The following is a 17764-nucleotide window of genomic DNA, read 5'->3' on the forward strand; positions in this document are numbered from 1 at the left end:
AGTCACTATATACTTGTCATTTTCTTGTGGTTTTTCGGTAACTTGTCTTGCTTTTTGACTTCCTCCAAGTAGAGTGCTACTACATCCTTGCCAAAGGCTTTCACGGCTGGTGGATTAGGACGGTCTAAGAACTCTATAAAGCGGGGAATAGTCAGGTAGTCCCAAGCCAGTACTTGAGCGAGATAAGTCTTTAAGTAAGTGAGGTCTTCTCCACGAGCAATCGCCTGGCAAAGGTATTCATAACCTAAATCACGAGACGGGCGTTTCTCAAAGAGCAAACACGCTCCTATATACAGCCAACCGCTATGGCGCACACGCAAATCATAACGCAAAACAGCTTCTAATGGTAGCTGCATATTGCGTATTTCATCTGCTCCACAAGCATTATTGGCTATATAACCTTTAATTTTAGGCGTTCCTCTTGAGAAAGACCAAAGCAAATAGTACGTATCGCAGTAAAATCATGAGCCTTAATGGCGGAAAGTAAGTTTTCTTTCATAAGTAAAAAATTAAAAGTGGATAGTGATTATCGTACCGAGGTCAGGTATTAAAATAAAGAGTTAATTCGTTAGTTTTTTCTCTAAAGACTTTAGGATTTCTAAATAATCTTCTTCTACAGTTGATAAGGTTTTGACTTGATATTTTTTAAATTCAATAGTAGCTTTTTCAATAGCTTCTTGATGGCTTACTCGTCCTGCATTTTGCAATACCTTTTCTCCTGTTGCTGAGAGAATGTTGTCTAATTGCTTGATATAATCAGCCATATACATCGGTTTTCGCTTCATTGCCTGTATTTCGGCAAAGTCAAAATACCCAGAAACTAAATTGTTGAGTACTTTGAGTTCCTCTTCTGTTAGGTAATTTTTAGCAATTACTACTTCTTTTAGTGAAGGGTGATCTCCTGCAAAAACGGTAAGTCCCATAAAAGGTTTATCACTATCGGCACGTTCATAAATTACCTCAGCGGCTGTATGTCCGTGAGCGGCATAGTGTAGTTTGTTCTGTACTATCTTAAAAAATGTAATAGATTCAGGAGTACGGGGGTCATAATCTACACTAGTGGCATACAAGTCAAGCACTTGCCTATACAACACTTTTTCGGAGGAACGAATATCGCGAATACGATTAAGAAGTTCATACCAATAGTTGCCCCCTGCATTCTGTTTCAAACGGTTATCATCTATAACAAAGCCTTTGATGATATACTCTTTGAGTCGCTGAGTAGCCCATATCCTGAATTTTGTAGCAATATGGCTCTTAATACGATAACCTAAAGAGATAATCAAATCAAGATTATAGAAAGCTGTATTATAACTTTTGCCATCAGTGGCAGTTGTTCGGAATTTCCGAACAACTGCTGTTTCTTCTAATTCACCTTCTTCAAAGATGTGTTTAATATGCTCACTTACATTGGCTTTACTTGATTGGTAGAGGGTTACCAACTGTGCTTGTGTGAGCCAAACATTTTCATTTTCAAGGCGTACTTCTATTTGTGTACTACCATTTTCATCTTGGTATAGGAGCATTTCTCCTTGTGATATATCTTTCATAAGTGAAAAATTAAAAGTGAAAAGTGAATAGCGAAAAGTAATTAACGAATGAACTCTACTAACTTCTTATGGTTGGTAGGTTTCTTTTCTTGTTTCTCGGCTAAGGGGAGGTAGGCTTCTACCACTGCCTTTTGGAAAGCCTTTACTTTAGGGTTGCGGGTAGGCATATCCAAAAACTCCACAAATCGAGCGATAGGGGCGTACTTATGGGCTAAGAGTGTCCCGATAGCCTCGGCAAGATAGGTGAGCGTTTCCCCTTTTTGCAGGCTTAGAAGTATATATTCGGTAGCCAGATCACGCAAGTTTTTTCTTTCGGCTAAAAGGCAAGTGGCGACCATTAGCCAACCGCCGTGATAGATAGGTAAGTGGTGCTCAAGGAGTAGACTCATCACACGGGTGGCTTCAGTGAGGCTCTCGCCCTCCACACCTTGGGCGTAAGTGAGTAGGTATTTGCATAGCCAGCCGTCAATATAGCGGGGGTTTAGACTGAGTTGGTAGTCAATATCCTCATCTGTTGCTTTGCTCATAGGAGATACATTGTAATAATTGGCTCCTAGGTCATTGTAGAGCGAATAAGTACTGTATTTTTTATCCCAATTGTCTTCCAAAATAATTTTATTCCGTTCTACACCGTTGATTTTGGTAGGTCTTACTCCATATTTCAGATAAAACGGACGTACTAAGCCCTGTAAGTTGGTTTTTTGAGAGATTTCCAATTCTGGAAATACCCCATCAATATCTTTTAAGCGCAGCACTTGCCCCCAGAGCACTCGTGTAGTATCGGTTACGGAGATGGTTTTGCTCACTTCAAAGTAATACTGTAAGGTAGCAGCATAATCGCCCGTAAGGGAATGAGCCAATTGTTTTTGCGCTTCTGTAATTTCTATAGGTAACAATCGGTTGAGCCCTACGACAACATCTTCTAACATCGGGGTTTTACCAGCTTTTTCATATTGTGCGATACGTTCTAAAAAGGTAAGCGGGTCTATATAAAATGGAGCGTGGGTGGGGGTACTGACAAACGGCAAGGTGTTGCCTTGCTTGAGTTTTAGGAGCAGTCGCTTGGTTTTCTCACGGAGGAACGGTGTAGGATTATAGAGTTTTCCACCGAAAATATCATTGGAGAGAGAGGCCTTGCCCTCCCATACATCAATCACCCAGCGCATACACTTTCGGTAGGTGGTAAATTCAAAAGGCTGCTCGCCCAATTGCTTTTGGTAGGGACTTATCTGCTGAGAGAAATTTTTAGAAATTTGCGCCTGCAACTGGTTCAAGCCCTCAAAGAAAAGATCTAAGACAAGAGGCGAACGCTCACGAATGCAGTCGCCAATGAGGAAGAGGAGGTCGTCCCAAGTGCGAGGAGTGCGAGCGGCAGGAGCAATTTTTGGGGTGCGAGCCGCACAGGCAGTTGGGGAGGTGCGAGCCGCACAGGCAATTTGGGAGTTCTCGGAGTTCTCAGAATTTTCTGAATTTTCCGATGGACTTAGGGTTGCAAGGAGGTCTTGGGCTTTGCCTTTTAGGTAATCACGGTAAGGAGCGATAACCTCTGGGAGACCTTCGTGGTTAAAATAGGTGGTGAGGAGGTTGGCAACTTTTTCTTGGAGTTTTACGTCAGGTATAGTGAAGAGTACCGCTAATTGCTCGCAGTAGTCTATATTTGTAGGGGCTTGTTTTTTGTAGTGCTTTTCTAAGATATTTAAACCTATGAGTTGAGATTTGGCTATTTTTGGGGTAGCAAAACACAGCACAAAGTTATCGGAAAAAGATTGGAAGTCAAAGTCTTTTTCATCAGCTATTTGCTTGATGAGCTTCATCACAAAGTTGATTACCGAGGTCTTATCGCTACTGAGCAGGGCAAAAAGGGTGCTTTGATGAGATAAAAGCTCTTGACGAGTAGGCTCAAATGTTTCAATAATACGACAATAGAAGTCAAGGATATTCTTTTTGTAAGGATTTAGGAGTGCCTCTATATGGCTACCTACGATACTACGGTCTGAGAAATATCCTTTAGCTTGTAAGATATGGTATAACTCCTTCCAAGCATCGGAAGGATAGGGTACCTCTTGGGTGATATGTTGGGGGACTATAGCAAAAATCTTTTCGCTGATTTGCTTGTTTTCCAATAGAAAATCGACAAAAGGTTCATCGGTGATATGCTTATTGTTCCAAAAGAAGAATTTTTCTATAAATAGGTCTTCATCAAAGGCAATGAATCCCTTTTGGTACAAAGTCCAGAGGTTCTGAAAGGTAGTATCTTGCAGAAACTGATTCTTTCTTAGAGATTGTAAGGAAGTGGTAAGGTATTGTCCCTCTTTGGTTGTAAGCAAATCCAATAGGGGCGGGAAATAAAACTGCAAGAACTCAGCTACAATATCTTTATCAGAGCTATAACACCCTTTTACAGCTTTCTTGAGGCTGTCACTACTGCGGGATACACATAAAAATATATAAGAAAAGCATACTATATCAAGGCTTTGTAAGCGTGGTGCACGCTTATCCGTGTTGTGATATAGTTGTTCCCAGCGGGCTGTCTGTAAGGTATGTATAAGGTCATTGCACTCCTGCTCCGACAGCGCAAAGCAAATATTGCGAATGGCGGTAAAATCGTGTGCCTTAATGGCGGAAAGTAGGGAATCGTTCATAGGGAAAAGTTAAAAGTGAATAGTTTTTCACCCACATAGCCAGCTCCAAGTATCAGCTAGCTTTACGCTTCGTTTATCATTCTCCGAAAGCTCTTCGGATAAGGGCATCGGGGGTGGGGTCTTGACCACGGAAGCGCTTGTATAGGAGGCTTTCCTTCTCGCTACTGCCACGTTCGAGGACTTCTCGGCGGAAGCGAGTAGCAACTTCTATGTTGAAAATGCCTGCTTCCTTAAAGGCTTCAAAAGCATCAGCATCCAATACCTCCGACCACTTATAGCTGTAATAGCCTGCGGCATAACCTCCACTGAAAATATGAGAAAAGGCAGGGGAGATACACATGGTTTCAATAGGCGGATAGAGTTGGGTCGCCTTGGTGACTTCCTGTTCAAAAGGGCGTACACTTTCCAAGCGCTCCAAATGAGGGTAGGTATGCCAGGCCATATCAAGGAAACCAAAATTGAGCTGGCGTACGCTTAGGATACCTTCCATAAAGGCGCTGGCTTCTTTTATCTTTTGTACCCATTCTATGGGTAGCGGTTCGCCCGTTTGGTAATGTGTGGCGAAAAGGCGCAAGGTTTCTTCTTCATAACACCAGTTTTCCATCAGCTGACTGGGGAGTTCTACAAAGTCACGGGCTACATTGGTGCCGCTCAGTGAAGGGTAAGTTACCTTGGAAAGCATTCCATGGAGGGCGTGCCCAAATTCATGGAAGAGCGTTGTTAGCTCGTTAAAGGTGAGCAAAGAAGGGGCGGTATCCGTTGGGCGGGTGAAGTTGCACACTATGGAGATATGCGGGCGGGAGTCGTTGCCCTGCTTATCCATATATTGTTCTTTGTAGGAGGTCATCCATGCTCCGTTGCGCTTGCCTGCACGAGGGAAAAAGTCGGTGTAGAAAAGGGCAAGGTAATGGCCATTCTCATCGGTTACCTTGTAGGTTTGTACTTCAGGGTGGTATTTTTCTACCTCATCGGTAGGGGAGAAGTGCAAGCCGTAAAGCTTGTGAGCAACGGCAAACATCCCCTCTACAGCCTTGTCCAAGGATAGATAAGGCTTGAGCAAGGAGTCGTCAATCTGGTAACGCTCTTGCTTGAGTTTTTCTGCATAATAGGCAAAATCCCACTGCTGGAAATCGGTAAGGCCCGAAAAGGTTTTGAGTTGTTCTAACTCCTTAAGGGCTTGTGGTTTGGCTTTGCTTAACAGTTCGCTCAGGAAGTTCATTACCTTTTCTGGAGTTGCTGCCATACGCTCCTCTAAGGCAAGTGCCGCATAGGAAGGATAACCCAAGAGGGTAGCACGGGCTTGGCGTAGCTCGGCAATGCGCAAGACATTTGCTTCGTTGTTATACAAGCTATCTCCCGCACAACGGCTGTGATAATTGGTAAAGAGCTTTTGGCGTAGGGCGCGGTTATCGGCATACTTCATCACGGCGGTATAGATAGGCATATCCAGGGTAATGACCCAACCTTCCACATGGCGTTTTTTAGCTTCTTGGGCGAGCATCTCAAGGACAAAATCGGGTAATCCACTGAGTTGTTCCTTATCGGTAATCACCCATTGGTAGTGTTGGGTTTCAGCCAGTACATTTTCAGAAAACTTTAGCTTGAGCGTAGCCAATTGCTTGTCTATTTCACGCAAACGCTCTTTGTCTGCAAGTGACAAATTTGCCCCATTACGAGTAAAACCTTTGTAGGTTTTCTCTAAAAGAGTTTGTTGCTCGGCGGAGAGTGAGCGTTTTTCACACTGGGTATATACTGCCTTTACCCGCTTGAAGAGCGCTTCGTTCAGGCGGATATCGTTGCTGTAGTCCGAGAGTAGGGGAGAGATACGCTGGGCTTCAGCTTGTAAGGTGTCGTTGGTCTCGGCACTATTGAGATTGAAGAACATAGCTGTAAGCCGGTCAAGCTCCAAGCCTGTGTAAGCTAAAGCTGCTATCGTATTGTCAAAAGTAGCAGTTTCTGGGTTTTGAGTAATATGGTCTATTTCAATAAGGCTTTCAGTAATAGCCTTTTGGATAGCCGGTAGGTAGTCGGTAGGCGCAAAATGCGAGAAAGGAGCGGAATTATACATAATGATTAATGATTAACGCCGATAATAGTTAATGTATAGTAGGCACGAGCTAAAGTCGCTGAATACTTGCAAGTGAGTATGTGACTCGCACCAGCACATGAATTGCTATAATAAAAGAGGGCGAATGACAATTCGCCCCTATATTTGAAATTTGAGATTTTAAAAAGCTTTATCGTTTTCCTCTGGGGTTACGCCCGCATAGCCCTTCATAATACCATGTTGGGAGCGGCGGACGAACTGTAGGATCTCATCGCGCTCGACGGTAGCTTCCATTTCAGCCTCTATATACTCTAAAGCGTGGGAGGTGCTGAGCTTCTTTTGGAAAAGAATACGATAGATGTTCTGTATCTCTCGAATTTTCTCGGTAGAGAAGCCACGGCGATGCAGCCCAATGGAGTTGACCCCTACATAAGAAAGCGGATTACGAGCAGCCTTGACATAAGGCGGTACGTCCTTCCCTACCAAAGAGCCTCCTGTAACAAAGGCATAGCTTCCGATAGAGCAGAACTGATAAACGGCCGTCATACCCGCCATTACAGCACAATCACCCACGGTCACATGTCCAGCGAGGGTGGTACCATTGGAGAAAATACAATTGTCTCCTACGATGCAATCGTGTGCGATATGGGAGTAAGCCATGATCAGACAGTTGTTTCCCACCACGGTACGCATGCGATCCACGGTTCCCTTGTTGATAGTAACACACTCACGAATGGTAGTGTTGTCCCCAATATGAGTGGTGGTTTCTTCCCCCTTATACTTGAGGTCTTGGGGGATAGCAGAGATGACCGCCCCGGGGAAGATCTTACAATTCTTCCCGATGCGTGCCCCCTCCATGATGGTTACATTGGGGCCTATCCAAGTCCCTTCGCCTATTTCTACATTTTTGCAGATAGTAGAAAAAGGCTCTACTACTACATTCTGAGCGATTTTGGCTTCGGGGTGTATATTGACTAAGGGATACATCATACTATTGTTAGTTTTCGTCACGTTTTACAATCTTAGCCATAAGCTCCCCTTCGGTAACAAGTTTACCGTTGGCGTAGGCATAGCCCTGCATATGGCAGATACCACGACGAATAGGAGTGAGTAGTTCCAACTTAAATATCAGCGTATCGCCAGGGAGTACAGGGTTTTTGAACTTGACATTGTCAATTTTCATAAAGTAGGTCAGGTAATTCTCCGGATCAGGAACAGAGCTTAAGATGAGGACACCTCCAGCTTGTGCCATGGCCTCGATCTGTAGAACTCCAGGCATAACAGGAGCCCCAGGAAAGTGTCCTACGAAGAAGGGTTCGTTCATGGTTACACTTTTGGTAGCAATCACATGCTTGTCGGAGAGCTCAAAAACCTTATCCACTAAGAGCATGGGGGGGCGGTGAGGAAGGAGCTTCATGATGCCTACTGTGTCAATCAGTGGGGCTTGGTTTAGGTCTATCTTAGGGATGTCATTCTTGCGTTCGTTGGCAATAATTTTGGAGAGCTTCTTGGCAAACTGGGTATTGGTAAGGTGTCCAGGCTTATTGGCTATCACCTTTCCTCGAATACGCACCCCTACCAAAGCAAGGTCTCCAACGACATCAAGGAGCTTATGGCGTGCCGCCTCATTGGAATAGTGGAGGGTGATGTTATCCAAAACACCATTGGGCTTTACCGTTACGTTATCACGGTTGAACACCTTTTTGAGTTTGTCCATTGTCTCGGCAGAGGGCTCTTTATCTACATAGATAATCGCATTGTTCAGGTCGCCCCCCTTGATAAGGCCTCGGTCAAGGAGTACTTCCAGTTCGTGAAGGAAACTGAAGGTACGTGCAGATGCGATATCTGTCTTGAACTCGGAGAGGGTATTCATATAAGCATTCTGAGTACCTAGAATCTTGGTGCCAAAATCCACCATAGTGGTTATTTGGTATTCATCGGCAGGGATGAGGGTAATCTCAGAGCCGGTTTCTTCATTTTTGTAAGAGATGACCTCACGTACTATATATTCGTTGCGTTCGGCTTCTTGTGCTACAATGCCTACTTTCTCAATAGCTTCTACGAAGTATTTGGCAGAGCCATCCATAATAGGAGGCTCAGGAGCATTGAGTTCGATAGAGACATTATCCAAATTCATACCCACCAAGGCAGCCAAGATATGCTCACAGGTTTGGATCTTCACACCTTTTTTCTCCAAAACGGTACCTCTTTCGGTGCTGGTGACATAGGAAGCATCCGCTTCTATAACGGGGTTACCTTCCAAATCCACCCGTACGAATACAAAACCCGTATTCTCTGGGGCAGGCTTTAGGGTGAGTGTCACCTCTTTTCCTGTATGAAGTCCTTTTCCTTGTAAGGTGATGGGGGCTGTTAATGTATATTGTTTCACAAGCTAATTATTTTAAATTACGTAATTTAAGTTATATTATTTTTCTTCTAGTTTCTTTTCTAATTCATCTATTCTCTTGAGAAGCTCTGGGAGTTTTCTAAAGACTACATAGGACTTGTTGTAGTCCATATAGGTGAAGGCAGGAGAGCCTTGGATGACTTCGTTGTCTTTTACATTGCGGCCAATACCTGATTGTGCCTGTATCTTGACATAATTTCCTATGGTGAAGTGCCCGGCAATACCTACTTGTCCACCTATACTACAGTGTTCCCCTATTTTCGAAGAACCAGCCACACCGGCTTGGGAGGCAATTACCGTATGAGCGCCTACTTCCACATTGTGGGCTATTTGTACAAGATTGTCTATCTTTACTCCTTGGCGAATGATAGTGGATCCCATGGTGGCACGATCGATAGTCGTATTGGCGCCAAGTTCTACATTATCTTCAAGGACGACATTACCTATTTGAGGGATTTTCTTATAAGAGCCATCTTCCTGTGGGGCAAAGCCAAAGCCATCAGCACCGATGACCACTCCTGAATGGAGAATACAATTGGCACCAATGACAGCATCAGCATAGATAGCTACATTGCTGAAAATGATCGTATTATCTCCGATGGTTACATTGTCTCCAATGGTCGTATGCGCATATATCTTTACGTTATTTCCTATTTTGCAATTTGCCCCAATGGAGGTAAAAGCCCCTACATAAGCATTTTCTCCCAAAGAGGCGGAAGGATCAATAGCTACAGGACTTTCTATTCCCACTTTGGCAGAGATCCGCATCTGGTTATAGAATTCGAGTAGTTGTGTAAAAGCAGAATAAGGGTCAGCTACCCTGATAAGGGTAGAAGAAATAGGATGTTCCGGTTGGAAATCATCCTTGACAATCACCACAGAAGCAGTAGTGGTATAGATAAAAGGACGATACTTAGGGTTGGACAAAAAAGTAATAGCACCATGGCCACCCTCTTCAATCTTAGCCAGCTTATAGACTTCTACTTCAGGGTCACCATCGAGTGTTCCTTGGAGGACTTGGGCAATTTGAATTGCTTTGAATTTATGAGACATAAAGACTTAAGTTCTTATGATACAGATGTTTATCTGTAGAAAAGCCTGTGCTTAAGAAAAACACCTACTTTTCATGGCACAAAAATAAAAAATATAATTCATATAGCTGCTATTTTTTTGATAATTTTCTTCACAAAATTAAAATTCGGTAGGGTAGAGCAGGTATTTTCTTCTCATTCTACCAAAGGCCTTGAGAGCCTTTTGCCAGCTTTGTCGGATCTCATTTTCTTCTTTGTGCTGCTGGAGTTGCTCCTTGAGGGTTTTGTTACCTGCTAATTTGTCAAAAGAGGAAGTAAAGAAAGGTGTTTTTATTTCAGAACTTTGCCTATAGGCCTTGATAAGCCAAGAGAGATTCAGCTCCGAGAGGGGAGGGGTTTGGGAAAGGTCTTCTCCGTAGCAGGTACGCCCATTGAATTTAGGGTTTTTATCTCCTGCATTGGGCTTAGGGACAAAGGTAAAGGCTGTTTTCTCGAAGTAGGGAGAGCCATATATCTGGAATTGCCACTTAGTACCACGCCCCATACTCACCTGAGTGCCTTCGAAGAAGCAGAGGCTGGGATAGAGATTCACGGCAGTGGCATTGGGCAAGTTCGGCGAAGGTGGTACCGGAAGTGGATAGATGGCCTTGCGGTCGTAACTCTTTAGAGGGATGATCTTTAGATTGCACTGTATACCTCCCTTGAGCCATTTCTCTCCATTAATCATTTGGGCATACTCGGCTATGGTCATTCCATAGACTACCGGGACGGGGTGCATGCCTATAAAACTCTTATAAGCGGGCTCCAGTACCGGGCCGTCCATATAATATCCGTTGGGATTGGGACGGTCGAGAATAACCAAGGGAATATAATTCTCTGCACAAGCCTCCATCACATAATGTAAAGTAGAGATATAGGTGTAGAAGCGCACCCCTACATCTTGCAAGTCAAAAAGCATGATGTCAATTCCTTTGAGCTGCTCAGCGGAAGGCTTTTTGTTCTTGCCATAGAGAGAGATGATAGGTAGTTTGGTTTTGGTATCTACCCCATCCTTGACAACTTCTCCGGCATCAGCGGTGCCGCGGAACCCATGTTCGGGAGCGAAAACCTTGGCTATTTTCACTTTTTTGGATAAGAGAAAATCTACCAAATGCTCCTGCTGTACGGTGATAGTACTATCCTTTTGGTGGACGATTTTTTGGATAATACCCGTATGATTGGTTACCACCCCCACTTGTTTGCCTGCGAGCATAGGGAGGTATTGGTAGTGTTGGCTGGCACCAGTGCCCACATATTCATATTTCTTGAAAGAAATATTTTGTGCAGAAAGTTGGCCAAAAATGCTGATAAATAATAAAAAAAGTGTAATTTTGCTCATTCTAATTTTGCGTTTTATATTTTGAATACTGAGTTTTTCATAGCTCGTCGTATGGTGCGACATTCGGGGGGCAAAAGTAGTATTTCTTCTCCAATTATCAAAATTGCCATCAGTGCCATAGCTCTTGGGGTGGTGATGATTCTCATAGCTGTGGCCACAGGGCGTGGTTTGCAGGAACGCATTCGTGAGAAAATAGCCTCACTGAATGGTCATATCCAGATATTTAACTATGACACCAATCATTCGGAGGTTTCAGTAGCACCTATTTCTATGGAAGAGGATTTCTATAGAGATCCGCAGTTTTTCAATCATGAAGGGAAAAAGGTGGTTCATATACAAGCGGTGATTACTAAGGGAGGCATTATTCGCACTGAAAAAACCTTCGAAGGGATCATCGCCAAAGGAGTAGGTAAGGATTTTGATTGGCGATATATGCGTGGCTATCTTAAGGTAGGGAAGCTCCCTCATTTTGCTTCAGATAGCATCAGCCATGAAGTTCTTATATCTGAGTACTTGGCCAATCGTTTGGAGCTTTCTGTGGGAGATATTTGTAATACCCTTTTTTTAAGAGAGGACAGCATGGGGATCCCCAACCAACGCAATTTTAAAATAGCGGGAATCTACCGATCTGGGTTCCAGCAGTTTGATGCTACCTATATATTGGTAGATATAAGGCAGCTACAGAAAATCAATAAATGGACAGCGCAGCAAGCAGGGCTTTTTGAAGTTTATATCAAAGACTTTGACCAAATGGAGCCAACAGGTGCCTATATCTACAACCATATTCCAGCAGAGTACGATTCGCAGACCATTGCTCAAAAATACCCTACTATCTTCGATTGGTTTCATACCTTTGATCTCAATATCTTGATTATCATTAGTATCATGGTTATTGTAGGGGGGGTGAATATGATTACAGCGATCTTAGTACTTATCTTAGAACGAACTCCTATGATAGGCACTCTCAAGGCCTTAGGGGCGACTTCCTGGAGTATCCGTAAGATTTTTCTCTACAATGCAGCTTACCTGATAGGATTAGGATTGTTTTGGGGCAATCTCATAGGATTGGGACTGCTTTGGGTACAATATTATTTTACCCCTTTGAAGCTCGATCCTTCTATTTATTACGTGTCAGAGGTGCCTATCTATATACACATGGGATATATACTGGCTCTTAATATAGGTATTTTGGTCATCTGCTTACTGATGCTTTTGATTCCTTCCTATATTGTGAGTAAGATATCCCCGATAAGAGCGATCAAATTTGAGTGAAAGGTGAAGAGTGAAAAACTTAGTTCTTCACTCTTCACTTTTCGCTTTTCACTATTCTATGAATACTCTTTTGATACGTCGGGAGAGGGAAGTGATCAGTTCGTAAGAGATTGTTTGAGCGGTTTCAGCAAGGGCTTCGCTGGTATGTCGCTCATCAAAAATCACCACTTCGTCCCCTTCCTCACAACCGAGGTCTGTGATATCCACCATGATCATATCCATACACACATTGCCTACGATGGGGCAGCGTTGGTCTTTGATAAATACAAAACCGACTTCCTTACCATAGATACGATTGAGCCCATCGGCATGGCCTACCGAAATGGTAGCTATCTCCATAGGTCTTTGGGCTTGGAAGCCAAAGTTGTAGCCTACATAATCTCCTGCTTTGATGGTATGAATCTGAGAGATGATACTCTTGAGCGTGGTGATAGGCTTAAACTCCTGTTGCAAACGAGGGTCATTGGCAAAGCCATACATGCCAATACCACTACGTACCATATCGAAATGCGCCTCGGGATAGTTGAGTATGCCTGAAGTATTGCAATTGTGGTAGATAATCTTGTGAGAGAAATGCGCCTCTAATTTTTTCTGAAAAGCCTTGAATAGGGCGATTTGCTTTTCCATAAAAGGGCGCGCTTCCAAGTCTTCTGAGGCTAAGAGGTGAGAGAAGGCTGTTCTTACCTTGAGCTGTTCATGCCCCTTGAGTAGCTCACAAATCTCATCTATTTCTTCTACTGAGAAGCCCAAGCGGTTCATGCCAGAATTGCACTTGAGATGAAAAGGATACTCATGGAGTCCTTTTTGTTGAGCAAAGTCGATAAAGTGAGTGATGAGCCTTTTGGAATAGAGGGTAGGGGCGAGGTTGTACTGGACAAGTTGCTCGAAATCCACCAATTGTGGGTGGAAGACTAAAATTGGGCGAGTCACCCCTGCTTGGCGTAGTTCGATACCCTCGGAGGTAAAAGCTACAGCAAACTCGTCTGCTAAGTTGTTTTTTTCTAAGTATTTGGCTACTTCTACGGAACTGTTACCATAGGAGTTGGCCTTGACTACTGCCAAGAAGCGAGTTCCTGGCTTGAGGTGTTTTTTGAGTTGGCGTACATTGTGTTGGAGATAGTCCAAGCGAATCTCCAAGGTAGTTTCTTGTACTGACATTTTTACTGTTTTTTATTTTTGTAATAGGAAAACAAAAGATAGCCCAGTATAGCCAATACTGCAAAGGGCAAGAGGCTCCCTATGAGGATACCAATGGCATAACCACTATCGGGAGCATGGGCAATCTTTTCTTGTATCTGTTCTATATTCTGCTGGAGTGGCATCATGAGTTTTTAGGTTTTAATTTGTCTTTGGTATAGGGCGATAAGGCCAAGCGTCCTGTAACGGAGGCATTATCAAAAAGGAGCGGATCCCAAGAGGGGTATCCCTTCCAGAGCATCTGCTTGATTTCTACTAAGGCCTCCAAGGGATAGGATGCGAGTTTGTTGTTAAAGTAGCCCAGTTCCTTGTCAAGGTCGGTGGTATTCTCAAAAACACGTGCATAAAGCCCTTTTTTCTCAGCCCAATACGCATTTTTCCATTGGTCAGGTGTGAGCGAAAGCTCTGCGAGGGCTCCCACGCCCATTTTTCGTTCGATGGCAGGAGCAATCACAAAAGGGCCTATCCCTATACTCAATTCAGGCAAGCGGATGGCAGCCGCTTCGGTCGCAAAGACATAATCACAAGCGGCCAATATGCCTACCCCGCCACCGACCGCCTTGCCATGTGCCCTTGCAATGACCGGTTTTTGACAGTTGCGAATAGCACAGAGTACGCGAGCAAAGCCACTGAAAAAGCACTGGCCACTCTCGGGAGAATCTACCTCTACCAATTCGTTGAAGAAAGCTCCTGCACAGAAGGCTTTTTCACCCTTACTTCTCAAGATGACGATCTTGACCGCTTCATGGGTAGAGAGGGCGTCTAACTCCTTGGCCAAACGCTGGAGTAGCTCCATGGAGAGTGCATTGGCCTGTTCGGAGGCAAATTCTATAGTGGCGATACTGCCGCCGAAGGTAGTGTATACGTAATCCATAGTTTTTAGTTTTTAGTAGTTAGTTTTTAGTAGTTAGTTTTTAGTAGTTAGTTTCTAATCACTAACAACTAATCACTATCCACTAAATCATATTTGATGATTCTTTCAGTTACTAAATAAATACCATTATCGCTGGAGGCGATTTTTTTAATCCAGTTGTCATGAGTGTCGTATAGATAAGTATAGTAAAAAAACGTCTTCTGCTTAACTTTGGGTCTTTCTAAGAGATCACCCTCTTCCTTGAGTTCAATGGTGAGATCGCCTTTTTCGTTATACTCATAGGTGTATTTGATAAAAAGGGTATTGTCCCACCAGTGTTCTTTTCGTATAACTCTCCCTTGGCTGTCATACCTATAAATATCACGATATAAGATATCACCAGAGGAGGTGTTCTCCCAACGGACTTTGGTCAGTTGTCCTTGTGGGTTATAGGTAAAACTAAGACAGGTATCATGAGAAGAAATCTTGTCCTGATTATGTTGTACATGTGTGATATTCTCCTCGATCAGTAGCCCTGAGCTATCATAAGTATAAGTCCGATGTTCGTTCAACAAATCCCCTTGATAGATGAGCGAAGAGATGATATTCGCCTTTGGATTGGGGTCATCTTGAGGATAGATATAGATGGCCGACCAATAGTTATCTCGCTTCTTATAGGAGGGTTCGGCCGTATCATAGAGCTGGTCATAGCCCATAGGACGAGAAAGGCTGTCGTATAAGAACACCTTTTTCATCATACAATGCTTAGGGGTGTCATATTCCTGATAGATCCACGTTCGCCCAAGCTCATCAAAGGTTAGGCTGCGCCTTACCACCTCTAAGGTCTTGTACTGCTTCTCATAGGTACGATTGCGGTAGTGCTCCAAGGAGGTATAGTAATTTTCCTCCACGAAAAGCACCTTACCCTTGAGGCTTTTGAACTCCTCATAGGAGGACACCTGCTGGGCTTTTGCATAAAAGCAAATAAACAATACCCCTAATAGTGACCAGCGGCGAATAACTAATGATAAATTCCAAGACATATCTACACCTCCCTCCTATAATCCTATAATTTAGAAAGTTACTATTTCTCCTCTCCAGAACTTCATAGCTGTTTCGGCAAACTCTTTTACATAGTCGTCTTCATCGTCAAGGAAAGGTTTTATATGGGCATCTACCTCCGAAGCAATAGAAAGAACTATGATAGAGTAGATATGAGAAGAACGGCTTTGATCGTAGCTCTCATCTTCTGTATCAAGGTTGTCAATCTCTTGGTATAACTGTTCTATAATTTGCTTTCTCCCTTGAAAGTCTTCTAAGGTTTTAGAAGGAAAATCAAATACATTTTCAGAGAGTTCTTTTAACTCGTAAAAGTCATAAGCTTCCTTGTGTTGCTCAATAACTTCAAGCAAACGACTGATGCTCTTAAAGCGAGGTTGTTGTTGGTCTTGTTCTTCATGATCAAGATGACAGACCATTCCCTTACGAGCTCCTCCTACAAAGACACACCAATAATTGGAATTTTCATCCGTAAGAATCACTTTCAAATCATTAAAGAGCGTATAATCATTAAAGAAATCCTGCATTCCCTCAAAATCCTTATCTTCAACAGCTATAAAACCATCTCTTCCACGTATAAAACGTTCTTCCCCATAGAATTTTTCCAATTCTTCTATGTCTTTACTATCAATTCCAGCTTTTCTAAGTTCATCAAATACTTTCATATATTTTTTACCCATTAAATGGTTCTATTCATAAGGCTTCGACCAAATTCTTTTAGAATATCCTTTTTCTCCTGAGGAATATCAAGGGTATCTAAGATAGTGAATGCCTCCATGGTGTAGGCTTCTACACGTTCTCTTAGATAAGTATGGCTTTGGGTGGCAACGAAAAGCTCGGTGACACGAGCTATTTTTTCTGCTTCACTCTTAGGCTCGGTCGTATAGAGCGTATGTAGCTCTTGCTTTTGTTCTGGTGTACCTTTCTCTAAAGCCTTGAGATAGAGGAGTGTTTTCTTATTTTGAAGAATATCTCCCCCGATTTTCTTGCCAAAGGTGTCATCGCCAAAGGTGTCCAAATAATCGTCCTGTAACTGGTAAGCAATGCCCAAGGTGAGTCCAAAATCGTATATTTTTTGCTTATTTTCTTCCGTAGTCTGTGCAATGATTGCTCCCATTTTGAGTGCAGCTCCTACCAGAACGGCTGTCTTGTAAGCAATCATCTTGAGATATTGGTCTGTGGAGACTTGTGCTTGTTGCTCGAAATCCACATCATACTGTTGTCCTTCGCATACTTCTACGGCAGTTTTGCTGAATATCTTGGCCAATTCCTGAAAGATAGCCGGTTCATACTGCTCGAAATATTGGTAAGCAAGAATCAGCATGGTATCGCCAGAGAGGATACCCGTGTTGAGGTTCCACTTGGTGTGTACCGTAGGCTGTCCGCGCCTTAGAGGCGCCTCGTCCATAATATCGTCATGAACCAAGGAGAAGTTATGGAAGATCTCCACAGCAAGGGCAGCATAGAGCGCCTTGTGATAATCCGTCCCAAAGATGTCCGCACTGAGCATCGTAAGGGTAGGGCGCAAGCGCTTGCCCCCTACCTGAAGAATATAGTGGATAGGATCGTATAAGTTCTTAGGTTCCCGCTCCACTAAGTGCTTTTTCATAAAGGCGAGAAACTCATTTTGGTAATCCGTAATGATTTGCATAGTTCTTACTGTTTGTCATTATTATCATCTACTCCATAGTATTTGACTCCTATCTCTATGCGTTCTCTGCCATGTTCCAAACGCCAACGATTGGTGTCGCGAAGGGAATAAGCACAACCGCAATACTCCTGCATATAGAAATGCTCGCGCTTGCTAATCTCCAACATACGTGCGGAACCTCCTTTCTTTCGCCAGTTATGTGTCCAATAGGTAAGTCCTTCATAGGGAGCTACTGCACGTAGACCGCTGTCATTGATTTGATCAAAATTCTTCCAACGGGAGATACCCAAGGAGCTAGTGATGGTGTCAAACCCATTTTCGTAAGCATAGAGGGCAGTACGCTCAAAGCGCATATCGAAACACATGGTGCAACGCTTCCCACGTTCAGGCTCGTTCTCCATGCCTTTGGCTCTTTCATACCAATTATCTACATCGTAATCCGCATCAATGATAGGAATGCCGAGTTTTTCGGCGAAACGTATATTCTCATTCTTACGAATTTCATATTCCTTTTTAGGATGGATATTAGGGTTGTAGAAGAAGATAGTGAACTCAATACCAGAGGCACTGATAGCTTCCATAACTTCTCCCGAACAAGGGGCGCAACAAGAATGCAAAAGGAGCTTTTTTCCTCCATTGGGTAAGACTAATTTCTCTCTTATAAATTCTTCCATAGT

15 protein-coding genes and 1 pseudogene are annotated in these 17764 nt (G+C 43.3%); 1 reads left to right on the plus strand and 15 read right to left on the minus strand.

Annotated features, from left to right (window positions below; translation table 11 throughout):
- Positions 1–5 precede the first annotated feature (5 nt).
- The 8 genes and pseudogenes from HMPREF1551_RS09525 to HMPREF1551_RS09560 form a co-directional block, all read right to left on the minus strand.
- Positions 6–374, minus strand: a pseudogene (locus tag HMPREF1551_RS09525) (DUF6493 family protein); the annotation flags it as partial.
- Positions 375–560: 186 nt separating this feature from the next.
- Complete coding sequence (locus tag HMPREF1551_RS09530; protein ID WP_021628916.1) at positions 561–1550, minus strand: virulence RhuM family protein; 990 nt, start codon at positions 1548–1550, stop codon at positions 561–563.
- 41 nt (positions 1551–1591) lie between these two features.
- A complete protein-coding gene (locus HMPREF1551_RS09535; RefSeq protein ID WP_021628917.1) occupies positions 1592–4192 on the minus strand; it encodes a DUF6493 family protein in 2601 nt (866 codons plus the stop codon).
- A gap of 76 nt (positions 4193–4268) precedes the next feature.
- Positions 4269–6260, minus strand: a complete 1992-nt coding sequence (locus tag HMPREF1551_RS09540) for a M3 family metallopeptidase (RefSeq protein WP_021628918.1) — start codon at positions 6258–6260, stop codon at positions 4269–4271.
- A gap of 159 nt (positions 6261–6419) precedes the next feature.
- Positions 6420–7229 (minus strand): acyl-ACP--UDP-N-acetylglucosamine O-acyltransferase, encoded by an 810-nt coding sequence (gene lpxA, locus HMPREF1551_RS09545; protein WP_021628919.1) that lies wholly within the window; start codon positions 7227–7229, stop codon positions 6420–6422.
- 7 nt (positions 7230–7236) lie between these two features.
- Complete coding sequence (locus HMPREF1551_RS09550) at positions 7237–8628, minus strand: bifunctional UDP-3-O-[3-hydroxymyristoyl] N-acetylglucosamine deacetylase/3-hydroxyacyl-ACP dehydratase (protein ID WP_021628920.1); 1392 nt, start codon at positions 8626–8628, stop codon at positions 7237–7239.
- A 36-nt stretch (positions 8629–8664) separates the two neighbouring features.
- Positions 8665–9699, minus strand: a complete 1035-nt coding sequence (gene lpxD, locus HMPREF1551_RS09555) for a UDP-3-O-(3-hydroxymyristoyl)glucosamine N-acyltransferase (RefSeq protein WP_021628921.1) — start codon at positions 9697–9699, stop codon at positions 8665–8667.
- Positions 9700–9837: 138 nt separating this feature from the next.
- Positions 9838–11055 carry an exo-beta-N-acetylmuramidase NamZ domain-containing protein gene (locus HMPREF1551_RS09560; RefSeq protein ID WP_034544638.1) on the minus strand — a complete coding sequence of 406 codons (1218 nt, stop codon included), beginning with the start codon at positions 11053–11055 and terminating at the stop codon, positions 9838–9840.
- Positions 11056–11076: 21 nt separating this feature from the next.
- Between HMPREF1551_RS09560 and HMPREF1551_RS09565 the strand changes: the two genes are divergently transcribed.
- On the plus strand, positions 11077–12327 hold the full coding sequence (locus tag HMPREF1551_RS09565) for an ABC transporter permease (protein WP_034544614.1): 1251 nt from the start codon (positions 11077–11079) through the stop codon (positions 12325–12327).
- Between the two features lie 51 nt (positions 12328–12378).
- Here HMPREF1551_RS09565 and alr read toward each other — a convergent pair whose 3' ends face one another.
- The 7 genes from alr to HMPREF1551_RS09595 all read right to left on the minus strand — a co-directional run bounded on the left by alr (position 12379) and on the right by HMPREF1551_RS09595 (position 17761).
- Positions 12379–13485, minus strand: a complete 1107-nt coding sequence (gene alr, locus HMPREF1551_RS09570; RefSeq protein ID WP_021628924.1) for an alanine racemase — start codon at positions 13483–13485, stop codon at positions 12379–12381.
- Between the two features lie 2 nt (positions 13486–13487).
- Entirely contained in the window at positions 13488–13652 is a 165-nt protein-coding gene (locus HMPREF1551_RS14050; protein WP_021628925.1) for a hypothetical protein, read from the minus strand.
- Positions 13649–14398 carry an enoyl-CoA hydratase/isomerase family protein gene (locus HMPREF1551_RS09575; protein ID WP_021628926.1) on the minus strand — a complete coding sequence of 250 codons (750 nt, stop codon included), beginning with the start codon at positions 14396–14398 and terminating at the stop codon, positions 13649–13651. Before HMPREF1551_RS09575 ends, HMPREF1551_RS14050 begins: the two co-directional genes overlap by 4 nt.
- Before the next feature lie 68 nt (positions 14399–14466).
- On the minus strand, positions 14467–15420 hold the full coding sequence (locus tag HMPREF1551_RS09580) for a hypothetical protein (protein WP_021628927.1): 954 nt from the start codon (positions 15418–15420) through the stop codon (positions 14467–14469).
- 30 nt (positions 15421–15450) lie between these two features.
- Positions 15451–16101 (minus strand): hypothetical protein, encoded by a 651-nt coding sequence (locus HMPREF1551_RS09585; RefSeq protein WP_155851623.1) that lies wholly within the window; start codon positions 16099–16101, stop codon positions 15451–15453.
- A 14-nt stretch (positions 16102–16115) separates the two neighbouring features.
- Positions 16116–17087, minus strand: coding sequence for a polyprenyl synthetase family protein (locus tag HMPREF1551_RS09590; RefSeq protein ID WP_021628929.1), 972 nt, complete (start codon positions 17085–17087; stop codon positions 16116–16118).
- Positions 17088–17092: 5 nt separating this feature from the next.
- Positions 17093–17761 (minus strand): epoxyqueuosine reductase QueH, encoded by a 669-nt coding sequence (locus HMPREF1551_RS09595; protein ID WP_021628930.1) that lies wholly within the window; start codon positions 17759–17761, stop codon positions 17093–17095.
- Positions 17762–17764 lie beyond the last annotated feature (3 nt).

This window comes from Capnocytophaga sp. oral taxon 863 str. F0517, assembly GCF_000466425.1.
Classification (GTDB): Bacteria; Bacteroidota; Bacteroidia; order Flavobacteriales; family Flavobacteriaceae; genus Capnocytophaga.